Genomic DNA, 21,878 nt, shown 5'->3' with positions numbered 1-21,878 from the left:
CACCGCACAGCGGGTAGCGGCTCGCGGGGTCCCCCGGGCCGAGCCACCGGCCGTGGTCCACGGGCCGCCCTCCCCCGGCGCGCCGGGGTACGGCAGAAGCCGTCGCGCGAGAGGACCCGCGCGCCGAGGACCCGCCCTAAAGGACCGTGGCCCCCACCGCCGGCGAGTCCGCGACCCGTACCTGGCGGCAGGTGCCGGATGCCAGGAGCGCCGCCGCCACCTCCCGGGCCGCCTCCGCGTCCTTGACGAGGAAGGCGGTGGTCGGGCCCGAGCCGGAGACCAGTGCGGCCAGGGCGCCGGCGGCGGTGCCGGCCTCCAGCGTGGCGGTCAGTGCGGGGCGCAGCGAGAGGGCGGCGGGCTGCAGGTCGTTGGCGAGGGCCGCGGCGAGGGCGGTGGCGTCGCCGCTCTCCAGGGCGGCCAGCAGCCGGGGGTTGGCCTCGGGGGCGGGTACGTCGGTCCCGGCCGTCAGCCGGTCGAACTCGCGGTAGACGGCCGGTGTGGCCAGTCCGCCGTCGGCGACCGCGAAGACCCAGTGGAAGGCGCCGCCGACGGTGAGCGGGGTCAGCAGTTCGCCGCGGCCGCGGCCCAGGGCCGCCCCGCCGACCAGGCTGAAGGGTACGTCGCTGCCCAACTCGGCGCAGATGTCCAGGAGTTCGTCGCGGGAGGCGCCCGTCGACCAGAGGGCGTCGCAGGCCAGCAGCGCGCCGGCGGCGTCCGCGCTGCCGCCGGCCATGCCGCCGGCGACGGGGATGTCCTTGGCGATGTGGAGGTGCACCCGCGGCTCGATGCCGTGGCGGGCCGCGAGCAGTTCGGCGGCGCGGGCCGCCAGGTTCGTCCGGTCCAGCGGGATCTGGTCGACGTCGTGGCCCTCGGCGGTGATCCGCAGGGTGTCCGCGGGGGTGGCGGTGACCTCGTCGTGGAGGCCGACCGCGAGGAAGACGTTCGCCAGGTCGTGGAAGCCGTCCGGGCGGGCCGCGCCCACCGCCAGCTGCACATTGACCTTCGCGGGGACGCGTACGGTCACCGACTGCGTCACTTGCCTGCCTCCCGCATCTCCGCGATCCGTGCGAACTCCTCCACCGTCAGCGCCTCCCCGCGGGCCTGCGGCGAGATACCGGCGGCGACCAGCGCGGCCTCCGCCGCGGCGGCCGAGCCGGCCCAGCCCGCCAGCGCGGCCCGCAGCGTCTTGCGGCGCTGCGCGAACGCGGCGTCGACGACGGCGAAGACCTGGTCGCGGGTCGCCGAGGTCTCGACCGGCTTGTCGCGGCGGACGAGGGAGACCAGGCCGGAGTCGACGTTGGGCGCCGGCCAGAAGACGTTGCGGCCGATGGCACCGGCCCGCTTGACGTCCGCGTACCAGTTGGCCTTGACCGAGGGGACGCCGTAGACCTTGTTGCCGGGGCGGGCGGCCAGCCGGTCGGCGACCTCGGACTGGACCATGACCAGGGTGCGGTCGATGCTCGGGAAGGTGGCGAGCATGTGCAGCAGCACCGGCACCGCCACGTTGTAGGGGAGGTTCGCGACGAGCGCGGTCGGCTCGGGGCCGGGCAGCTCCGTGACGTGCATCGCGTCGCTGTGCACCAGCGCGAAGCGGTCGGCGCGGGCGGGCAGCCGGGCGGCGACGGTGCTCGGCAGCGCGGCGGCCAGCACCTCGTCGATCTCGACGGCGATGACCCGGTCCGCGGACTCCAGCAGTCCCAGGGTCAGCGAGCCCAGGCCCGGTCCGATCTCGACGACGACGTCATCGGGACGGACCTCCGCGGTCCGCACGATCCGGCGGACGGTGTTGGCGTCGATGACGAAGTTCTGGCCGCGCTGCTTGGTGGGACGAACCCCCAGCGCGCCGGCCAGCTCGCGGATGTCGGAGGGCCCGAGGAGGGGGCCGGAGTCGTCGGTGCTGCTGTTGCTCACCCGTGAAGCTTACGGCCGCACACCGGCCAGGGAGTCGCCCCCCGGGTGATGTACAGCTTCTTGGCCCGGTAGGTCTGCTCCTCGGCGGGGGCGTCCTGCGGGCGGCCCCGGCCGCCGAGGGCGTGCCAGGTGGCGGCATCGAACTGGTAGAGGCCGCCGTAGGTGCCCGAGGAGTCGACCGCGTCCGGGCGGCCGCCCGCCTCGCAGCGGGCCAGCGCGCCCCAGGCGAGGTGCTCGGCGCCGCGCACCGCGCGGGGCAGCGCGCGGGTGCCGAGGTGCACGATCTGCGGCCGCGCGGCGCGCACGACCTCGGTGCGCAATCGTTTCGGCTTCTGCTTGACGCCGTTGACGGTGCGCAGCCGGTAGGTGACCCGCCGCACGCCGGGGCGTCCCTGCTGCACGACGGAGACGGTCCCGCGGGTCAGCGTGGGGTCGGGCCGGTGGACGGTGCGGAAGGGGACGGGTTCCTCCCGGACCTCTTTGGAGCCGGTGATGCGCAGGACGGAGACGGTCTGGCCCTCGCGCGGGAAGCTGTCCGGCGGCACCGAGGTGGTGTCCTGGTCGCGCAGCCCGAGGCCGGCCTCGGCGAGCGCCTCGCGGACGGTGGCGGCGTTGGTGCGGACGCGGTATTCGCGGCCGTCGGCGAGGAAGACCACCGAGCGTTCGGTGCGGACCGCCAGTTCCATGCCGTGCCGCTCGATCCGGCGGGAGCGGGAGGTCGACAGGTAGGCGCCCTCGGCGCGGACGCCGAGCTGGCGGAGCGTTTCGGCAACGGTGCCGGCGGTGGTCCACACGGTGCGGCGGCGGCCGTCGATGGTGAGCACGACCGGCCGTCCGTGCCGTACGACGACCTCGTCGCCGCTGGTCAGCTCGGTGCCGGGGGCGGGCGCGACGATGTCGTGGGCCCCGATGCGGAGGTGCTCGTCGGCCAGCAGGTCGTCGACGCCGTGGGCGAAGGTGTGCAGGGTGCGCGGGGTGCCGTCGACGGTGAGCCGGACGGCCTTGTCGTGCGCGATGAAGGCGGTGGTGCCGCCGGCGAGGAAGGCGACGACCACGGCCCGGGGCAGCAGCCGGCGCAGGGCATCGGGGTGCCCGGCGCGGCGCCTGCGACGGCTGCGCGCGGCGCGGTGGGTGCTTGGTGCATGGCTCACGGCGCGCTCCACATGCCCGGATGCGGTTGACGGGCGGAATGTAGCGGAGCGGGGATACCTCGCCAAAGTCACACCGGTACGGAAAGTGGTCATTTCGGGGTACCCCGGATGGCCGCGCGGTCGACCGGATCGCGGGCGTGGTGCGGTGCCGCCGGCCGGCCCGCGGCTCAGTAACCGAAGGCGCGGGCGGTGTTCGCCGCGATCGCGGTGGCCAGCTCGTCCTCCGTCAGCCCCTTGACCTCGGCCATCGCCCGCAGGGTGACCGGAATGAGGTACGGGGCGTTGGCCCGTCCGCGGTACGGGGCGGGGGTGAGGAAGGGGGCGTCGGTCTCGACGAGGACCAGTTCGGCCGGGGCGACGGCGAGGGCGTCGCGCAGCGGCTGGGCGTTCTTGAAGGTGACGTTGCCGGCGAAGGACATGAAGTAGCCGGCGTCGGCGCAGATCTCGGCCATCGCGGCGTCGCCGGAGTAGCAGTGGAAGACGGTCCGCTCGGGCGCGCCCTCCTCGCGCAGGATCCGCAGCACGTCGTCGTGGGCCTCGCGGTCGTGGATGACCAGGGCCTTGTCGTGCCGCTTGGCGATCTCGATGTGGGCGCGGAAGGACCGTTCCTGGGCCGCCATGCCGTCCGGGCCGGTGCGGAAGTAGTCCAGACCGGTCTCGCCGACGCCGTGGACGTGCGGCAGGGCGGCCAGCGCGTCGATCTCGGCGAGCGCGGCGTCCAGGGCGGCGTCCCCGCCGGGCTCCCGGGCTCCCTGCCGCGACCAGCCATCGGGGTCGCCGAGCACGATCCGGGGCGCTTCGTTGGGGTGCAGGGCCACGGTGGCGCGTACGGCGTCGTGCGCGGCCGCGGTGTCCGCGGCCCACCGGGAGCCGGCCAGGTCGCAGCCCACCTGGACCACGGTGGTCACCCCGACGAAGGCGGCCTTGGCGAGCGCCTCCTCGACGGTGCTCTCCTGCATGTCCAGGTGGGTGTGCGAGTCCGCGACCGCCACCCGAAGGGGCTCGGGCAGCGGCGGCGGGGTGTTCTTGTCCTGCGGTGCCATGGCCGCGATCCTACGAGGACCGCGGCCGGGGCCTCACCGGCGGTGGTGCTGGAAGGGGTGCAGCAGGTCGGAGAGGTGCCAGTGGTGCTTGCCGGTGTCCGGGCCGTCCTCGGCGGTGCTGCCGGTGCGCCCCCGAGCCGCTGCGGCAGACGCCGTTCCGTCGGCGCTTTCCTCGGGCTTCCCGTGCTTGTCGTGCCGGTCGTGCTTCGCGGTCCGGCCGTTGCCGGGCTGGCGCTGGTGCAGGTGCGCGATCGCGTCGGAGACCATCGAGACCTGGCCGGAGCGCATGATGCGGACGACGTCGCTGCTGCACTTGAGGCAGTCGGGATGGCTCAGCGGTGAGGGCACCCGCTCGCCGTCCGCGTAGTAGACGACGTGCAGCTCGCCCTTGCCGTCGAGCTGGTGGACTATCTCGTACGCCTGCTCCCAGCCGTGGCCGCACCTCATGCAGGCGAAGGAGTACGCCTCGTGGGCTGCGGGCTCGGGCCGGGGGTGGGCGTCGCTGGTCGTGGGTGCGCCGGTGGTCTTGGCGATATCGCTCATGTGCGCTCCTCTTGTCCGCTGGACAAGGTCTTCGGGAACGGTTCGTTCCCTCACCCAGTGGACGCCTTTCCCGGCCGCGACGCAGCTGATCGCCGGTGGTATTGGCGCAGATTTGGCCGACGGTAGGAAAATCACCCCAATGCCTCGGCCCGCGCTTTACCTTTCCGGCCAGCCGTTTACCTTCTGATGAGTCGGTTTTCGCCGTGCGCTGCGCATCATTCCCCGGCGAACGGTTTCGGGACCCCGCTCGTGACCGGATTCCGCTGACCGTTCCGCCCGCGGGACCGCCCGGCTTCCCCGCGCCCTTTCCGCCCCGCCCGGCGTCTCCCCGGCGCCCTCCCCGACGCCCTGCTAGGCGCCCTTCCCGGCGCCCTTCTCCGCTTCCTTCCCGGCGTCCTTCTCGGCGTTCTTCTCGGCGTTCTTGGCCGCGACCACCGCGTCGAAGACCTCCCGCTTGGGCAGTCCCGCTTCCGCGGCGACCGCGGCGATGGCCTCCTTGCGCCGCTCCCCCGCCTCCTCGCGGATCCGCACCCGGCGCACCAGCTCCGCGGCGTCGATCTCCGCCGGCCCGCTCTGCGGCGCCCCCTCGACCACGATGGTGATCTCGCCGCGCACCCCCTCGGCCGCCCACGCCGCCAGCTCGCCCAGCGGGCCGCGCTTGACCTCCTCGTAGGTCTTGGTCAGCTCCCGGCACACCGCGGCCCGCCGGTCCGCGCCGAAGACCTCGGCCATCGCGGCCAGGGTGTCGTCGAGGCGGTGCGGCGCCTCGAAGTAGACCAGCGTGCGGCGCTCGCCCTCGACCTCGCTCAGCCGGGAGCGCCGCTCACCGGCCTTGCGCGGCAGGAACCCCTCGAAGCAGAAGCGGTCCACCGGCAGCCCGGAGAGGGCCAGCGCGGTGAGCACCGCGCTCGGGCCCGGTACCGCGGTGACCTTGATCCCCCGCTCGACGGCCGCGGCCACCAGGCGGTAGCCGGGGTCGGAGACCGACGGCATCCCGGCGTCGGTGACCAGCAGCACCCGCGCCCCGCCGGCCAGCGCGTCGGCCAGCTCCGGGGTCCGCGCCGCCTCGTTGCCCTCGAAGTACGACACGATCCGGCCGGCCGGAGTCACCTCCAGCGCCTGGGTCAGCCGGCGCAGCCGCCGGGTGTCCTCGGCGGCGATCACATCGGCGGCCGCGAGCTCGGTGGCGAGCCGCGGCGGCGCGTCCGCGATCTCCCCGATGGGCGTCCCTGCAAGTACCAGCGTTCCAGTCACCCGCCCATCCTCCCAGGGCGGGACCGCGCCGCCGTCCGGCGCCATCCCCGGTGGCGCTCCGCACCGGCGCACAGGCCGCTTCCCTACGATGGGCCGGGTGACGAGTGAGACCACCGCGACCGACGCCGCCGCGCACCGCGCCCCGGAACCGGCCGGGCAGCCCCCCGTGTGGCAGCGGCGCCTGCGCCGCTTCGGGTACCCGGCACGCCCGCAGGCCGATGTCCGGGCGCGGCTGGTGCCCCCCTTCCCGGAGCCCGGTGGCCGGATGTGGGCGGCGTTCGGTGTAGGCCCGCGGGCGGCGGACCGGCTCGCGCGCTGGTCGGACTGGGCCGGCCCGCTGCTGGTGACGCTGTTCGCGGGCGTGCTGCGGTTCTGGGACCTGGGCAGCCCGCGGAAGGTGATATTCGACGAGACGTACTACCCCAAGGACGCCTGGTCGCTGCTGCAGTACGGCTACGAGGGCACCTGGGCCAAGAACGCCAATGACGCCCTGGTCGGGCACCCGGCGCACATCCTGCTCTCGCCCGAGCACTCGTACGTGGTGCACCCGCCGATGGGCAAGTGGCTGATCGCGCTCGGCGAGTGGGCGTTCGGGATGAACCCCTTCGGCTGGCGGTTCATGGTGGCGCTGCTCGGCACGCTGTCCGTCCTGCTGGTCTGCCGGATCGGGCGGCGGCTGCTGCGCTCGACGGCGCTGGGCTGCCTGGCCGGCGCCCTGCTCGCGGTGGACGGGCTGCACTTCGTCATGAGCCGCACCGCGCTGCTCGACCTGATCGTGATGTTCTGGGTGGTGGCCGCGTTCGGCTGTCTGCTGGTGGACCGGGACCGCACCCGGGCCCGGCTGGCGGACGCGCTGCCGCTGGACCCCGACGGCACGGCCCGCCCCGACGACAAGGTCGGCGACCGGCTGCGGCTCGGCCGGCGCCCCTGGCGGATCGCGGCCGGCCTGTGCCTCGGCCTGTCCGCCGCGACGAAGTGGAACGGCCTGTACTTCCTGGCCGCGTTCGCCCTGATGTCCGTGCTGTGGGACGTCGCGGCCCGCCGTACGGCCGGCGCCCGGCGCCCCTTCCGCTCCGCCGTACGCCGTGACGCCCTGCCCGCCTTCGGCTCGACGGTCGTCGTCGCCCTCGCCACCTACCTGGCGTCCTGGTCCGGCTGGATCGCGACCAAGGGCGGCTACTACCGCGACTGGGCGACCACCCCCGAGGGCCAGAAGGCCGGCTGGACCTGGCTGCCGGACTGGCTGCGCAGCCTGTGGCACTACCAGACCGAGGTCTACGCCTTCCACACCGGCCTGACCACCCCGCACACCTACCAGTCCAACCCCTGGAGCTGGCTGGTCCTCGGCCGCCCGGTCTCGTACTTCTACGAGGACCCCAAGGCCGGCCAGGACGGCTGCACCGCGGCCGAGGGCTGCGCCCGCGAGGTGCTGGCGCTGGGCACTCCGCTGCTGTGGTGGGCGGCCTGCTTCGCGCTGCTCTACGTCCTGTACCGCTGGCTGTTCAAGCGGGACTGGCGGGCCGGCGCCGTCGCCTGCGGGGTCGCGGCCGGCTACCTGCCGTGGTTCCTCTACCAGGAGCGGACCATCTTCCTCTTCTACGCGGTGGTCTTCGTCCCGTTCCTGTGCCTGGCGCTGGCCATGATGATCGGCGCGCTCATCGGCCCACCGGGCTCCACCGAGCGCCGCCGGACCATCGGCGCGGTCGGGGCCGGTGTCCTGGTGCTGCTGATTGTCTGGAATTTCATCTACTTCTATCCCCTCTATACCGGTATGCCGATTCCCAAGTCGGCCTGGCACCACCGGATGTGGTTCGACAGCTGGGTGTGAGGCGGGGGCCCGGCCGCTCTTCGACAATTCCGTCACAGCTGTACAACAGCGCGTCACCGGACCGTGCCCGGATCGAGACTCGACCACTTCCCCGTGTCCCTTAGAGTGCGGTGCACGTTCTTGTGTGCGTATTCAAGGACGAGACTCCTGGGAGGGGATCGGTGGCAATGCGCCGTGAGGTGAAGTACGGGCTGATCGGCGGCTCGGTGGCCCTGGTGGCGGGAGTCGTCGGCGGCTTCACGCTGTTCGGCGGCTCGGACGACTCCTCCCCGCAGGAGGTGAGGTCGGCCGACGCCAAGCCCGGCGGGGCCGGGCCGAAGGTCCCGACGGGTCCGCTGTCGGCCAAGGAGGTCCAGACGGCGGGGCAGCAGTTCCTCACCGCCTGGCAGTCCGGCGACGCCGCCAAGGCGGCCGGGCTCACCGACAGCCCGGCGGTCGCGAAGGCCGCGCTGGAGACCTTCAGCAAGCAGGCCCGGTTCTCGAAGGTGACGGTGACGCCGGGCACACCGGCCGGCGACAAGGTCCCGTACACGGTCGCCGCGCAGATCGACTACAAGGGCACCAAGGCGCCGTACACCTACCGCACCTCGGCGACCGTGCAGCGCGACAAGACCACCGGGAAGCCGCAGATCGCCTGGCAGCCGGCGGTGCTCCACCCGGGTCTGGCCAAGGGTGACCAGCTGCGCACCGGCGAGGCCGAGGCGCCCCCGATCAAGGCCGTGGACCGCAACGGCGCCGAGCTGACCCCCGAGGCGCACCCGTCGCTGGCCGGGGTGCTGGACAGCCTGCGCGACAAGTACGGCGACAAGACCGACGGCAAGCCCGGCGTGGAGCTGTTCATCCACCGCGCCAAGAGCGCCAAGCCCGCCGACCAGCTGCCCGACAAGACCCTGAAGGTGCTCTCCAAGGGCACCCCCGGCACCCTGAAGACCACGCTGGACGCGGGTCTCCAGGCCGCCGCCGAGAAGGCCGTCGCGGGCAAGAAGTCGGCGTCCGCGGCCGCCGTCAAGCCCAGCACCGGTGAGATCCTGGCGCTCGCCAACTCCCCGGCCAACGGCTTCAACATGGCCACGCAGGGGTCGCTGGCCCCCGGCTCGACGATGAAGATCGTCACCTCGGCGATGCTGATGGACAAGGGCCTGACCTCGCCGGGCAAGAAGAACCCCTGCCCCAAGTACGTCACGGTCGGCGGCTGGAAGTTCCAGAACCTCAACAAGTCCGAGATCAAGGACGGCACCTTCGCGCAGAGCTTCGCCGCCTCCTGCAACAACGCCTTCATCTCGCACGCCAAGGAACTCGGCGACGACGACCTCACGAACGAGGCCCGCGACGTCTTCGGCATCGGCCTGAACTGGCAGACCGGCATCCCCACCTTCGACGGTGCGGTGCCGGTGCAGCACGACGCGCAGATGGCCGCCTCGCTGATCGGGCAGGGCGGCGTGCGGATGAACCCGCTGAACGTCGCCACGCTCGCCGCGACGGTCCGCGCCGGCTCGTTCCACCAGCCGTACATCGTCGCGCCGGCGCTGGACAACCGGACCTTCGCCAAGGCCGCCCGCACCATGAAGCCCGCCACCCTCAGCGGACTGAAGTCGCTGATGAAGCTGACCGCGACCGCCGGTACGGCCGCCGAGGCGATGTCCGGGATCAGCGGTGACATCGGCGCCAAGACCGGCTCGGCCGAGGTCGACAACCAGAAGAAGCCCAACGCCTGGTTCACCGCCTACCGCGACGACGTGGCCGCGGCCGCCGTCGTCCCGGCCAGTGGCCACGGCGGCTCCAACGCGGGCCCGGTGGTCCGCGCCATCCTCACCGCGCACTGAGCCGGGACGGGGGCCCGCGGGCCCCCGTCCCAGCCACCGGATTCCCTTCGCGTGGCACGTACAGCTTTCGCTAGCCTGCGGGCCATGACCGATTCCGCGTCCACCGCACCACCGGCATCCCAGGCCCACCCCCGCTTCGCCGAGGCGCTCGCGGAGCTGGGGCTGAGCGTCGAGGTCCGCCGCTTCCCCGAGGCCACCCGCACCGCCGCCGAGGCCGCGGCCGCCGTCGGCTGCGACCTCGGGCAGATCGTCAAGTCGCTGATCTTCACCGCGTGGGGGTGCCCCGGGGCGTCCGGCTCCGGGGACGGCGAACCGGTCCTGGTCCTGATGGACGGCGCCTCCCGCGTCGACCTGGAGCGGGTCCGCGCCGAACTCGGCGCGACGAAGGTCGGCCGGGCCGATGCCACGCTGGTCCGCGAGACCACCGGCTACGCCATCGGCGGCGTACCGCCCTTCGGTCACCGCACCCGCACCCGCGTCCTGGCCGACCGCGGACTGCTCGCCCACGACACGGTCTGGGCCGCCGCCGGCACCCCGCACACCGTCTTCCCGCTCGCCCCCGCCACCCTGATCGACCACGCCCGGGGCCGCGTGGTGGACGTGCGCGAGCGCACCGCGTGACCCCGCTCGTCGTCGCGGCCGTCCTGCTGGCCGCCGTCACCCACGCCAGCTGGAACGCCATCGCCCACGGCATACGCGACCAACTGCTCGCCTTCACGCTCGTCGGCGGCGGCGGTGCGCTCTGCGGTGCCGTCCTCGCCGGCGTCTCCCCGCTGCCCGCCGCCGGCGCCTGGCCCTTCCTCCTGGGCTCGGCCGTGCTGCACATCGTCTACCAGGCGCTGCTCATGCGGTCGTTCCAGCTGGGCGACTTCGGCCAGATGTACCCCATCGCCCGCGGCACCGCGCCCCTCGTGGTCACCGTCCTCGCGGCCGTCTTCGTCCACGAGATCCCCGGCCCCTGGGCGCTCGCCGGCGTCGCCCTCGCCTCGGCCGGCCTGGTGGGCGTCGCCCTGTGGGGCATCCGCGGCTCCGGCAGCCACCCGCAGTGGCCGGCCCTCCTCGCCGCCGTCGCCACCGGCCTGGCCATCGCCTCCTACACCACCGTCGACGGCCTCGGCGTACGCGCCTCCGGCACCGCCCTCGGCTACATCGGCTGGCTGATGATCCTCGAAGGCATCGTCATCCCCGCCTACGCGCTCGCCGTCCGCCGCGGGCAACTCCTCACCCAGCTCCGCCCGTTCGCCCTGCGCGGCCTGGCCGGCGGCGTCCTGTCGGTCTTCGCCTACGGCCTCGTCCTGTGGGCCCAGACCCGGGCCCCGCTCGCCCCCATCGCCGCCCTGCGCGAATCGTCCATCATCGTCGGCGCCGCGATCGGCGCCCTCTTCTTCAAGGAACGCTTCGGCGCTCCCCGGATCGCGGCGGCGGGGCTGATGGTGGCGGGGATCGCGCTGATGCTGCACCCGGGGTGACCTGCGGGGGTGCTGCGCGCGGTGTCGGCCGACCCGCCGTGGGGAGCAGCCGCGTCCGCGGCGGGTCAGCCGGCGGCGCGGGAGGTGGCTCTCAGCAGTGCCTGGGCCCGGGGGTCCGCTGTGACGTTTCGCTGCATGCCGTTGGTGACGTAGCCGAACGCGAGGCCGCTCTCGGGGTCGGCGCAGGCCAGTGCGCCGCCGCGGCCGGGGTGGCCGAAGGAGCCGGGGGCCAGCAGCGGTGAGGCCGGGCCGTGCAGCATGAAGCCGAGGCCGAAGCGGGTGTTGACCAGGAGGGTGCGGTCGAGGCCGGCGGACTCCTCGGTGCGGGCGAGGGTGAGCGTCGCGGGCGCGAAGAGGCGGGGGTGGCCGTCGACGGCGCCGATCAGCGCGGCGTAGCAGCGGGCCAGGGAGCGGGCGGTGGCGATGCCCGCGGAGGCGGGGAGTTCGGCGGCGCGGTAGGCCGCGGCGTTCTCGTCCGGGGCCGGGGAGATCGCGCCGAAGGCACGGCTGGTCAGCGAGGCGGGGTCGGCGTACGCGTCGGCGACCGCCGGCTTGGGGCGGACGCGCAGGCCGGACGCGGCGGGCGCCGCCGGCGCGTCGAGGGCCGCGAGCCGGCCGACGCGGGACCGGGCGGCCTCCGGGAGGCCGATCCACAGGTCGAGGCCGAGCGGCCCGGATATCTCCTCGGCGATCCAGGAGCCGAGGGTGCGCCCGGTGACCCGGAGCACCAGCTCGCCGAGGAGCCAGCTGTAGGTCTGGGCGTGGTAGCCGTGGTCCGTGCCGGGCTCCCAGGCGGGTGCCTGGGCGGCGACCGCGGCGGGGCCGCTGACGCCGTCGATGGCCTGCTCCGGGGTGAGCGGGGTGTCCAGGACGGGCAGCCCGGCGCGGTGGGTCAGCAGATGGCGGACGAGAACCCGCTCCTTGCCGGCGGCCTTGAACTCGGGCCAGTACGTGCCGACCGGCGCGTCGAGGTCGAGCTGTCCGCGCTGGTGCAGCAGCAGCGGGACGAGGGCGGCGATGCCCTTGGTGGCGGACCGGATCACCTGCGCGGTGCCGGCCTCCCACGGCGCGGCGTCGGGGGCGTCGGAGGCGTCGCCGTCCTTCGTCCCGCCCCACAGGTCGACGACCTTGCGCCCGTGCCGGTAGACGGCGACCGCCGCGCCGCGCTCCCCGCGTCCGGTGAAGTTGGCCACGAAGGCGTCCCGGACCGGCTCGAAGCCGTCCTCGACCGTGCCCTGGACGTCCACCACTGTTTCCCGCTTCCCGTTCATCCGTCGCTTTGCGTGACCCATCAATGGTGCAACGCGCGGATCGGTGCTGATGACCAGGGCCACGGCCCGTGGTGTTCCTCACACGGCGAGGGGGCGCCGGGGCGTCAGCGGGGGACGGTGACCGAGCGCGGGTCGAAGCCGAACGGCAGCTCCAACCGGTGGTTGCGCATCAGTTCCTCGTCGCAGAGCAGTTCCTGGGTGGTGCCGTCGGCGACCAGTACGCCACCGGACAGCACGACGGAGCGCGGGCACAGCTCCAGCGCGTACGGCAGGTCGTGGGTGACCATCAGCACGGTGACGTCCAACGAGCGCAGGATGTCGGCGAGTTCGCGGCGGGAGGCCGGGTCGAGGTTGGAGGACGGCTCGTCGAGGACGAGGATCTCGGGGCGCATCGCGAGCACCGTGGCGACGGCGACCCGGCGGCGCTGGCCGAACGAGAGGTGGTGCGGCGGGCGGTCGGCGAAGTCGGCCATGCCGACGCGGGTGAGCGCCTCGGTGACCCGGGCGTCGAGTTCCGCGCCGCGCAGGCCCGCGGCGGCCGGGCCGAAGGCGACGTCCTCGCGGACGGTGGGCATGAACAGCTGGTCGTCGGGGTCCTGGAAGACGATGCCGACCCGACGGCGGATCTCCGCGAGGTTGCCCTTGGCGACCGGCAGCCCGGCCACCGCGACGCTGCCGGCGCCCGCTTCGAGGATGCCGTTGAGGTGCAGGACGAGGGTGGTCTTGCCGGCGCCGTTGGGGCCGAGGAGGGCGACCCGTTCGCCGCGGGCGACGGTCAGGTCGACGCCGAAGAGGGCCTGGTGGCCGTCGGGGTAGGCGTAGGCGAGGCCGGAGACGTGCAGGGAGGGGGCGGGCGCGGGCGTGGTGGTACTCAAAGGGTCCATCCCAGGAGGCAGACGGCGAGCGCGGCGAGCGGGAGGACGGCCGCGCGGGTCCATTGTGTGCGGGTGGCGGTGGTCGCGTCGATGACGGGCATGGTGCCGGTGTAGCCGCGGCTGACCATGGCGAGGTGGACGCGTTCGCCGCGCTCGTAGGAGCGGATGAACAGCGCGCCGGCGGACTTGGCGAGCACGCCCCAGTGGCGTACCCCGCGGGCCTCGAAGCCGCGGGAGAGCCGGGCGATCCGCATCCGCCGCATCTCGTCGGTGATCACGTCGCCGTAGCGGATCATGAAGGAGGCGATCTGGACGAGCAGCGGCGGCATCCGCAGCCGCTGCAGGCCGAGCAGGAGTTCCCGCAGCTCGGTGGTGGAGGCGAGGAGCACCGACGCGGCGACGCCGAGCGTCCCCTTGGCGAGGATGTTCCAGGCGCCCCAGAGGCCGGAGACGCTCAGGCCGAGCCCGGCGACATGGACGCGCGGGCCCTCGGCCACGAACGGCATGAGGACGGCGAAGGCGACGAACGGCACCTCGATCAGCAGCCGCTTGAGCAGGAACCCGGCCGGGATCCGGGCCGCCCCGGCGGCGGCCGCGATCAGCAGGGCGTAGAGACCGAAGGCCCAGACCGCCTCGCGCGGGGTGGAGACGACGACCAGCACGAAGCAGAAGACCGCGGCGATCTTGCAGTGTGCGGGCAGGGCGTGCACCGGCGAGTGGCCGTGCCGGTAGAGCTTGTGGGCGTGGCCGGCGCCCATCTCAGGCCCGTTCCGCGGGGGCCTCGGCGGCCGGCCGGGCGTCGGCCGCGTTCCTGCGGCGGCGCAGCACGACGAACACGCCGGTGCCGACGGCCAGCGTCGCGCCGACGCCGATGACGCCGGCGAGGCCGCCGGACAGCCGCGGGTCGGTGATGTCCTTGACGCTGTAGTCGGCGAGCGGGGAGTCCTTGGCGGCGTGGTCCTTCGCCTTGGCGTCGATGCCCTGGTCGTGGGCGACCTTCTCCAGGCCGTCGGGGCTGGCGGAGGCGTAGTAGCTGACGCCGCCGGCGCAGACCAGGGCGGCGGCGAGGCCGGCCAGCCAGACGCGGCGGACGGACCGGCGCGGGGCGGCGGCCGGGGCGGGGGCCGGGGCCGGGTCGGGGGTGGTGGCCGCCGGGGCGGCGCCGGCGTCGGTCAGCGGCGAGGTCCGCAGTTCCAGCGGCGCGGTCAGGCCGCGCGCGCCGTGGACCAGGTCCGGGCGTACGGCGATCACGGCGCCCACCGTCAGCGCGGTGATCGCGGCCTCGCCGATGCCGATCAGTACGTGCACCCCGACCATGGCGGTGAAGACCTTGCCGATCGGCACGTCGGCCGTGCCGCCCAGGGCGTAGAGCGCGGTGAAGGCGACGGCGGCGGCCGGCACCGAGACCAGCGCGGAGACGAACGAGGCGACGGTGATCGAGCGGCGGCTCCGCGGCAGCACCTTGACCAGCACGCGGAACAGGCCGTAGGCGACCACGGTGGTCACGATCGCCATGTCGGTGATGTTGACGCCCAGCGCGGTCAGCCCGCCGTCGGCGAACAGCACGCCCTGCATCAGCAGCACGACCGAGACGCACAGCACGCCGGTGTACGGGCCGACGAGTATCGCCGCGAGGGCACCGCCGAGCAGGTGCCCGCTGGTACCGGCCGCGACCGGGAAGTTCAGCATCTGCACGGCGAAGATGAAGGCCGCCACCAGACCGGCCAGCGGCGCCGTACGCTCCGCGCCCGCGCCGCCGCCCTGGCCCGTACCCGCCAGCTCCCGGCGGGCGCCGCGCAGGCTGACGGCGACGGCGGCCGCGGCGAGCGCACCGGTCGCCACCGACACCGGCGCATTGATGAATCCATCGGGTACGTGCATCTCGGGTTCTCCGCTCCAGGGTCTGCAACCAGCCAATGGTGGTGCCTGCTGCGAACAAGTTGCAAGAGCGCCCGTCATGCGAAACGGCGTGGAGCACCACAGCCAGTTGTACGCACCGGCGCACGGCGTGCCGCTCGCGCCCGCTCCCCCGCCCCGCAGTGGCAGATACCTGCCAAGCGACGGAGACTGGGAACAGAGATCATTCGGGACAGTCGACATGGGCAAGCGACCGGGCAAACTCTCCCGGACTCCTACGTCGCCGCTTCTCGTTCCGCGGGTCGTGGCGTGGGGGTTGGCCGCGGCCGTCACCACACTCGCCGTGCTGACGGCGGCGTGGTGGGCGGGCGGGCACAACTGGTCGTGGAGGGCAGCCGACCTGTTCCCCCGCATCTTCGGCGGTCTCGCGGCATTCATCAGCGGTCGGGGCCTGAGCCCCGGACTGCAGCTGGCGAGCCTGCTCCTGGTTCTGGTGATGCTGTACGCGTGGTGGCGGGCCACCCGTTCCGCGCTGGGTTACCGGCCCGGGCCCGTACAGGTGCAGCAGCTCGTGGACGCCACGGTCGGGAGGGCATCGCTTCCGGTCGACGCCCTGACGTCCCGCCTCCGCATGCAGCTGTCGGAGAGCAGCCTTTATCCACCCACCACGGTGCCCGCCGAGGCTCCGCCCACCAGCTTCCTCGACCTGCTGGGCGACGTGGACCTCACGAAGCCGGGCACCACGATCCCCCGCCTGCTCAGCCGGCTGCGGCCCAAGCTCGCCTACCGTGTCGGCGGGGTGCTCCAGCGCCGTGAGCACCGGACGGAGCCGTGCGGCATCACCGTGACGCTCACCGCGTACGTCTTCAGCGGGGCGCGGGCCACCACGGTCTGGGGGCGGGACTGGGAGCACGCGGTGTGCCGGGCCGCGTACTGGGTGGAAGCCTCGCTGCTGCCGGTGACCCGGGCCGGCCGGCGGCCGCCGTGGCACGCCTGGCGGGCCCGCGAACTGCCGCCCGAGCTGCTGCGCGCCTACCAGGAGGCGAAGGCGTTGAGCGCCCGTCAGCGCTACGACCAGGCGCTGCAACGCTATGGCGAGGCGCTTGTATTCGACCCGCAGAATCCCTATATCCGGGCGGAGTTCGCAGGAGTTCAGGAAAAACTGGCACTGCCGGTCGACGCACTGGAAAGCTGCCAGTCGGGTCTCGCGCTCGACGGGCAGACCGCCGAGGAGTACAACCAACGGCTGTGGGCCCGCTGGCCTCATCCGCTTTCACGATGCCGTTACTTCTTCCGCCCCCACAAGTACTGGGAAACTCTCGGTCTCCGGTACCGCAATGCCATCATCCTGGGCACATCGGAGCGCATCGTGGAGCTGGCGGAGCAGAATTCCCGTGGCGATGGGCACCGACCGATGTCGGACTTCCTGCGGCGCGTCCTGGCGGAACGCTACTGGCCGGCCGCTGTCGATTTCGCGCTCGCCGGCGAAGGCCCGTGCAGAACCGTCCGGTACAGCGGGATCGGCGTCGAGGAGACCTCCAAGGAGTGGCTTGAGAAGCACCTGAAGGACGATGCCCCGGACGCCGCGAAGAAGCAGATCCGCGTGGTGCTCCAAAGGGCCGCCGTGCAGGAGCTGTACCGGCTCACGGAAGATGATCTGCACGCGCGGTGCTCCCCCCTCGTATGGTTCGCCTGGCTCCCGCGCCTCCTCAGGAAGATCTGGCCGATCGCCTACGTCCAGCAGAACCGCCCGCGGTCCTCGCTCAACCGCGTGGGCCTGATGATCAACCGGGACGTCTGGGGGCCGCTGCGACTGGCCTGGAGATCGAGCGAGCTGGCGGAACCCCTGCCGGCACCGCGGGACCGCCGTACCGCGACGCCTCACCGGCGGGCCTACGCCCGGCGCAGACACGAGATGAGCTGGAAAGAGCTGACCCCGGCGGATCTCAGCGCCCGCATGCGGCCCCTGTCACCCGCCCTCCGCGAATGGCAGGACTACTACAACTTCTCGTGCGTCTGTGCCGTGGCGATGAACAGGTATGTGGCCGAAGAACGGGGCGCTACCGGGAAGTGCCACTGCGACGAACTCACCCGGATGGCTGTCAAAGAATTGGAGGAGGCGGTATTGCGTGCCGAAAGCGGCTTCACGACCCTGGGACGCTCGTGGATGCTCTTCGAGGACCCGGACCTGGCCTTGCTCCGCCGCACGTCACCCTTCGCCGACTTCGTACGCAGGACCTACCCCCGCGCCGCGACGGTGGAGAAGGCTGTTCCCTGCCCCTCGATCCGCTGTCTCACGGACGGCTACGCACGTCGCCTCCTGAGGGAGACCGCACACGTCATGGAACAGATTTGGCGGCAGCGCGGCAAGAACGGCTCGGTCGCCGTCCATGCTCTGCGAGCCTGGCTCGACGCCGAGGAGAAAGCCTGGGAATCCCTCCTTGTGGTAGCGGAAAGGCACCCGGGGAACTGGGACGACAGGGCCGCCCTCATCGGCGCCGTCCAGGAAAGCGATCCGTGCGCGGCGGCACGGTCCGACTTCCCTCCGGGAATGCTGCAGGACGCCGATGCGGAGGGCGAACACAAATGCCTTGCCGAATTGCTGCAATCCGTCACGGACGACCTCAGGAAAAACATGTCCGACACCGCCCTGCGGCGCAGCCACGCCTGGTGCACGACGCTCGACGACGCCGTGGCCGCAGGTGTGACACGGATGCCCGCAGCCGATGTGCGCACCCTGTGCTCCCAGTACGCGGCCGCCTGGCAGCGGCTGGGGGCCAGGCTGCAGCCCGCGCAGAACTGGGACACCAGGGCCAAATTCCAGGCAGCCGTGCACGAGATCGCGAAACCTGAGCACCCGTACGCCTCCCCGCCTGCGGCCATCCGGATCTGACGCCCACCGCCCCCCGGTCCCACCCGCCCGGCCGAGTTGCCACCCACTTCCCCGCCCGAAACCATGGGGGCGTGAGCGATGCACCCGAAGCCGCCGGGCCGCGCCCGGAGCCGGACGCCGCCGAATCGCGGGGGCGGCTGCGCCGCATGCCGACCACGCCCCCCGCGCCGCCCGGCGGGTACCTGCGCTTTCCGCATCTGCACGGCGAGCTGCTCTGCTTCGCCGCGGAGGACGATCTGTGGGTGGCGCCGCTCGCCCCGGACGGGCAGGAGCCCGGCCGCGCCTGGCGGCTGACGGTCGACCGCACGCGGGTCGGCCACCCCCGCTTCTCGCCGGACGGCCGGCACATCGCCTTCACCACCTGGCGCAGCCTCGACCCCGAGGTGCATCTCGCCCCGGTCGAGGGCGGCCCCGCCCGCCGGCTGACGTACTGGGGCAGCACGGACGCCCGGGTGTGCGGCTGGACGCCGCCCGACCACGAGGGCGCCTCGCACGTCCTCGCGGTCTCCTCGCACGGCCAGCCGTTCTCGTACTACTCGTGGGCCTACAGCGTGCCCACGGACGGCAGCCCGGGCGGCAAGCTGCCCTGGGGGCCGGTCGCCGACATCGCGGTGTCCGAGGTCGACGGGGAGCGCCGCACGCTGCTGCTCACCGGCAAACCGCCGCACGAGCCCGCGTCCTGGAAGCGCTACCGGGGCGGCGCGATGGGCCGGATGTGGCTGCACGGCACCCGGCTGCTGCCCGAGCTGTACGGGCACCTCGACTCGGTGATGTTCGTCGGCGGGCGGATCGCCTTCCTCTCCGACCACGAGGGCATCGCCAACGTCTACTCCTGTCTGCCGGACGGCACCGATCTGCGCCGGCACACCGACCACGCCGACTTCTACGCCCGGCACGCCTCGACCGACGGCGAGCGGATCGTCTACCAGTGCGCCGGTGACCTCTGGCTGGTCGACGACCTCGGCCCGGACGCCGTACCGCGCAAGCTGGCGGTGCGGCTGGGCGGGCCGCGGGCCGGCCGGCGCACCTACCAGGTCCCGGCCGCCTCGCACGTCACCTCGCTCGCGGTGGACACCACGGGCCGGGCCAGCGCGATCGGCGTACGCGGCAGCCTGTACTGGCTCACCCACCGCGACGGCCCGGCCCGGACGATCCACGACACCCCGGGCGTCCGCGTCCGGCTGCCCGAGATGCTGGGCTCCACCGGCCGGATCGCCTACGTCACCGACGCCGAGGGCGACGACAGCGTCGAAATCACCAACCTGCCGCGGGCCAGCGCGCCGGGCGAGCCGCGCCGGCTGGCCGTGGGGCAGCTGGGCCGGGTCCACGAGATGGCCTCGTCACCCGACGGCGAGCGGCTGGCGGTGGCCTCGAACGACGGCCGGCTGCTGCTGGTGGACGTGACCCGGCCGGACGAGGAGCCGACCGAGGAGGACCGCAGTGCGGAGGAGCAGGCCGCCGGGCCCGGTGGTGTCACCGAGCTGATCCGCTCCACCAACGGCCCGGTCCGCGACCTGGCCTTCTCCCCCGACTCCCGCTGGCTGACCTGGTCGCACCCGGGCATCGGCCGCTCGCTGCGGCTGATCAAGATGGCCCGGCTGTCCGACCGGCACGTCGTGGACGTCACCAACGGCCGCTTCGAGGACGAGCAGCCGGTCTTCACCCGCGACGGCCGCTACCTGGCCTTCCTGTCCTGGCGCGGCTTCGACCCGGTCTACGACGTGCACACCGGCGACCTGTCCTTCCCGCTGGGCTGCCGCCCCTACCTCGTACCGCTGTCCTCGGCGACCCCCTCGCCGTTCGCCCTGTCGCCGGAGGGGCGGCCCGCGGCGGGCGGCCTGGACCCGGACGAGAACCCTCCGCCGGGCGGGGAGGGGCCGGTGCTGGTCGAGGTGGAGGGGCTGGAGAACCGGGTCACGCCGTTCCCGGTGGCGGCCTCGAAGTACTCCTCGCTGCAACCGGTCAGCGGGGGCGGGCTGGTGTGGCTGCGCTGGCCGATCTCCGGCGCGCTGGGCGAGACGTTCGCCAATCCCGACAACACCTCCGGCAAGCCCACCCTCGAACACTTCGACCTGACCAAGGCGCGCCGCACCGAACTCACCAGCTCCCTCGACGGTTTCGCGGTCAGCCGCGACGCCACCCGGCTGGTCGTCAACGACGAGGGCGAGCTGCGCGCGGTGCCCGCGACCGAGCCGGGGGACAGCGATTCGACGGTCTACCTGGACCTGCGGCGCATCCTGCACGACGTGGACCCCGGGGCCGAGTGGCGCCAGGGGTTCGAGGAGGCGGGCCGGATCATCCGGGCGTACTTCTGGGACCCGCGGCTGTCCGGCATCGACTGGGACGCGATCCTCGCGCAGTACCGGCCGCTGGTCGAACGGGTCGCCTCCCCCGACGAGTTCGCCGACCTGCTGCGCGAGGTGATGGGCGAGCTGGGCACCTCCCACGCGTACGTCACCGGCGCGCGGCGCAACGAGGGGCCGCCGCACTACCAGCGGGCCATCGGCCTGCTCGGCGCCAACCTGGTGCAGCGGGACGGGCGTTGGATCCTGCAGCGCATCCTGCCCGGCGAGTCCTCGGACTCCAAGGCGCGCTCCCCGCTGGCCGGTACGGGCATCCGCGAGGAGTCCGCGCTCACCCATGTCGACGGCCGCCCGGTGGACCCGGTCACCGGCCCCGCGCCGCTGCTGGCCGCGGCCGGCGGCACCACCGTCGAGCTGACCTTCGCCCCGGCCGACGGCGACGGCCCCGCCCGCCGGGTCGCGGTGGTCCCGCTGATCGACGAGCGGCCGCTGCGCTACCAGGACTGGGTCGCCCGCCGCCGCGCCGTGGTGCGCGAGCTGAGCGGCGGCCGGTGCGGCTACCTGCACATCCCCGACATGGGCGGGTCGGGCTGGGCACAGTTCAACCGCGATCTGCGCAAGGAGGTCGCCCGGCCCGCACTGATCGTGGACGTACGGGGCAACGCCGGCGGCAACATCTCCGAGCTGGTGATCGAGAAGCTGACCCGCACCATCATCGGCTGGGACCTGACCCGCGACGCCGAGCCGGTCTCGTACGCCGGCAACGCCCCGCGCGGCCCGGTCGTCGCGGTCGCCGACGAGATGACCTCGTCCGACGGCGACATGATCACCGCGGCGTTCAAGCTGCTCGGCATCGGCCCGGTGGTCGGCATGCGCACCTGGGGCGGGGTGGTCGGGATGACCGGCCGGCACCGGCTCGCGGACGGCACCGCGATCACCGTGCCGATGAACGCCGCGTGGTTCCGGCTCTACGGCTGGGACGTGGAGAACCACGGCGTCGAGCCGGACATCGAGACGCTGCGCTCCCCGATGCACTGGGCCGAGGGCCGGCACCCGACGCTGGGCGTGGCCGTGCGCACCGCGCTGGAGCTGCTGGAGCGGCATCCGGCGGCGACGCCGCCGGACCTGTCGGACGTGCCGGACCGGCGACGGCCCCCGCTGCCGCCGCGGAACGCCGGCGAGGAGGAGGGGGCCGAGGGGGCCTGAGCCCGTCGCCGGGCTGATCAGGAAATCTTCAACGGCGGCCGGCACACGGTCCGTTCGAGCCGCCGGTACGCGAACGCGCGAAGGGGCGCACCCGGTCGACCGGGTGCGCCCCGCACGTCACGGCGCGTCCGCCGCGACGTGCCTTCAGGACCGGCGCGTCAGCTCTGGAAGCGGTTCCGCTCGTCGCGCAGTTCGTCCATCGGGTCGGGGGCGGGGCGACGGCCCTGCTGGCCGCGCTCGCGCTCCTGCCCGCCGTGCTCACGACCCGGCTCGCGACCCGGCTCGCGGCCCGGCTCACGGCCCGGCTCACGACCCTGCTGGCCGCGCTCGCGGGACTCGTCGCGGCCACGGTTCGCAGCGTGCTGCGCCTGGTCCTTGAGCTCGTTGGCCTTGTCCTGGAACTGGTCCTTGATGCCCATGCTGTTCACTCCTAGTGGGGTGTAGGGGGTGG

At 73.4% G+C, this 21,878-nt stretch carries 17 protein-coding genes; 6 read left to right on the top strand and 11 right to left on the bottom strand.

Annotation, left to right across the window (positions count from 1 at the left end):
• Positions 1-136: 136 nt before the first annotated feature.
• The 6 genes from SL103_RS03540 to rsmI form a co-directional block, all read right to left on the bottom strand.
• The gene (locus SL103_RS03540; protein WP_069567282.1) at positions 137-1,036 is read right to left on the bottom strand and encodes a 4-(cytidine 5'-diphospho)-2-C-methyl-D-erythritol kinase; all 900 of its coding nucleotides are present in this window, start codon (positions 1,034-1,036) and stop codon (positions 137-139) included.
• Positions 1,033-1,911, bottom strand: coding sequence for a 16S rRNA (adenine(1518)-N(6)/adenine(1519)-N(6))-dimethyltransferase RsmA (gene rsmA, locus SL103_RS03535; RefSeq protein ID WP_069567280.1), 879 nt, complete (start codon positions 1,909-1,911; stop codon positions 1,033-1,035). The genes SL103_RS03540 and rsmA overlap by 4 nt, the downstream gene beginning before the upstream one ends.
• Positions 1,908-3,062 (bottom strand): resuscitation-promoting factor, encoded by a 1,155-nt coding sequence (locus SL103_RS03530; RefSeq protein ID WP_069567278.1) that lies wholly within the window; start codon positions 3,060-3,062, stop codon positions 1,908-1,910. Before SL103_RS03530 ends, rsmA begins: the two co-directional genes overlap by 4 nt.
• A 167-nt stretch (positions 3,063-3,229) precedes the next feature.
• Positions 3,230-4,105, bottom strand: coding sequence for a TatD family hydrolase (locus tag SL103_RS03525; protein WP_069567276.1), 876 nt, complete (start codon positions 4,103-4,105; stop codon positions 3,230-3,232).
• Between the two features lie 33 nt (positions 4,106-4,138).
• Positions 4,139-4,648: a hypothetical protein gene (locus SL103_RS03520; RefSeq protein WP_069567274.1), complete on the bottom strand. Its 510-nt coding sequence runs from the start codon at positions 4,646-4,648 to the stop codon at positions 4,139-4,141.
• 351 nt (positions 4,649-4,999) lie between these two features.
• Positions 5,000-5,902: a 16S rRNA (cytidine(1402)-2'-O)-methyltransferase gene (rsmI, locus tag SL103_RS03515; RefSeq protein WP_069573354.1), complete on the bottom strand. Its 903-nt coding sequence runs from the start codon at positions 5,900-5,902 to the stop codon at positions 5,000-5,002.
• An 88-nt stretch (positions 5,903-5,990) separates the two neighbouring features.
• On the opposite strand from rsmI, the gene SL103_RS03510 reads away from it, so the two are divergent.
• The 4 genes from SL103_RS03510 (at position 5,991) to SL103_RS03495 (ending at position 11,022) form a co-directional block, all read left to right on the top strand.
• Positions 5,991-7,730, top strand: a complete 1,740-nt coding sequence (locus SL103_RS03510) for a dolichyl-phosphate-mannose--protein mannosyltransferase (RefSeq protein WP_069567273.1) — start codon at positions 5,991-5,993, stop codon at positions 7,728-7,730.
• 167 nt (positions 7,731-7,897) lie between these two features.
• A complete protein-coding gene (locus SL103_RS03505) occupies positions 7,898-9,553 on the top strand; it encodes a penicillin-binding transpeptidase domain-containing protein (RefSeq protein ID WP_069567271.1) in 1,656 nt (551 codons plus the stop codon).
• An 84-nt stretch (positions 9,554-9,637) separates the two neighbouring features.
• A complete protein-coding gene (locus SL103_RS03500; RefSeq protein ID WP_069567269.1) occupies positions 9,638-10,174 on the top strand; it encodes a YbaK/EbsC family protein in 537 nt (178 codons plus the stop codon).
• Positions 10,171-11,022 carry an EamA family transporter gene (locus SL103_RS03495; RefSeq protein ID WP_069567268.1) on the top strand — a complete coding sequence of 284 codons (852 nt, stop codon included), beginning with the start codon at positions 10,171-10,173 and terminating at the stop codon, positions 11,020-11,022. Before SL103_RS03500 ends, SL103_RS03495 begins: the two co-directional genes overlap by 4 nt.
• Before the next feature lie 65 nt (positions 11,023-11,087).
• On the opposite strand, the gene SL103_RS03490 is transcribed toward SL103_RS03495, so the two are convergent.
• The 4 genes from SL103_RS03490 to SL103_RS03475 all read right to left on the bottom strand — a co-directional run bounded on the left by SL103_RS03490 (position 11,088) and on the right by SL103_RS03475 (position 15,049).
• On the bottom strand, positions 11,088-12,293 hold the full coding sequence (locus SL103_RS03490) for a serine hydrolase domain-containing protein (protein WP_208869822.1): 1,206 nt from the start codon (positions 12,291-12,293) through the stop codon (positions 11,088-11,090).
• A 104-nt stretch (positions 12,294-12,397) separates the two neighbouring features.
• Positions 12,398-13,168 carry an energy-coupling factor ABC transporter ATP-binding protein gene (locus tag SL103_RS03485; RefSeq protein ID WP_069567266.1) on the bottom strand — a complete coding sequence of 257 codons (771 nt, stop codon included), beginning with the start codon at positions 13,166-13,168 and terminating at the stop codon, positions 12,398-12,400.
• Positions 13,165-13,926: a cobalt ECF transporter T component CbiQ gene (gene cbiQ, locus SL103_RS03480; RefSeq protein WP_069567264.1), complete on the bottom strand. Its 762-nt coding sequence runs from the start codon at positions 13,924-13,926 to the stop codon at positions 13,165-13,167. Before cbiQ ends, SL103_RS03485 begins: the two co-directional genes overlap by 4 nt.
• Before the next feature lies 1 nt (position 13,927).
• Positions 13,928-15,049 (bottom strand): energy-coupling factor ABC transporter permease, encoded by a 1,122-nt coding sequence (locus SL103_RS03475; RefSeq protein ID WP_069567263.1) that lies wholly within the window; start codon positions 15,047-15,049, stop codon positions 13,928-13,930.
• A 292-nt stretch (positions 15,050-15,341) separates the two neighbouring features.
• On the opposite strand from SL103_RS03475, the gene SL103_RS03470 reads away from it, so the two are divergent.
• A complete protein-coding gene (locus SL103_RS03470; RefSeq protein WP_164492749.1) occupies positions 15,342-17,918 on the top strand; it encodes a hypothetical protein in 2,577 nt (858 codons plus the stop codon).
• 146 nt (positions 17,919-18,064) lie between these two features.
• Positions 18,065-21,427: a S41 family peptidase gene (locus SL103_RS03465; RefSeq protein ID WP_069573349.1), complete on the top strand. Its 3,363-nt coding sequence runs from the start codon at positions 18,065-18,067 to the stop codon at positions 21,425-21,427.
• Between the two features lie 158 nt (positions 21,428-21,585).
• Here SL103_RS03465 and SL103_RS03460 read toward each other — a convergent pair whose 3' ends face one another.
• A complete protein-coding gene (locus SL103_RS03460; protein ID WP_069567260.1) occupies positions 21,586-21,846 on the bottom strand; it encodes a hypothetical protein in 261 nt (86 codons plus the stop codon).
• Positions 21,847-21,878: the final 32 nt, after the last annotated feature.

This window comes from Streptomyces lydicus, assembly GCF_001729485.1.
Taxonomy (GTDB): Bacteria; Actinomycetota; Actinomycetes; order Streptomycetales; family Streptomycetaceae; genus Streptomyces; species Streptomyces lydicus_D.
Note: the sequence above shows the minus strand (reverse complement) of the source record. Positions and strands in the feature narration are given on the sequence as shown.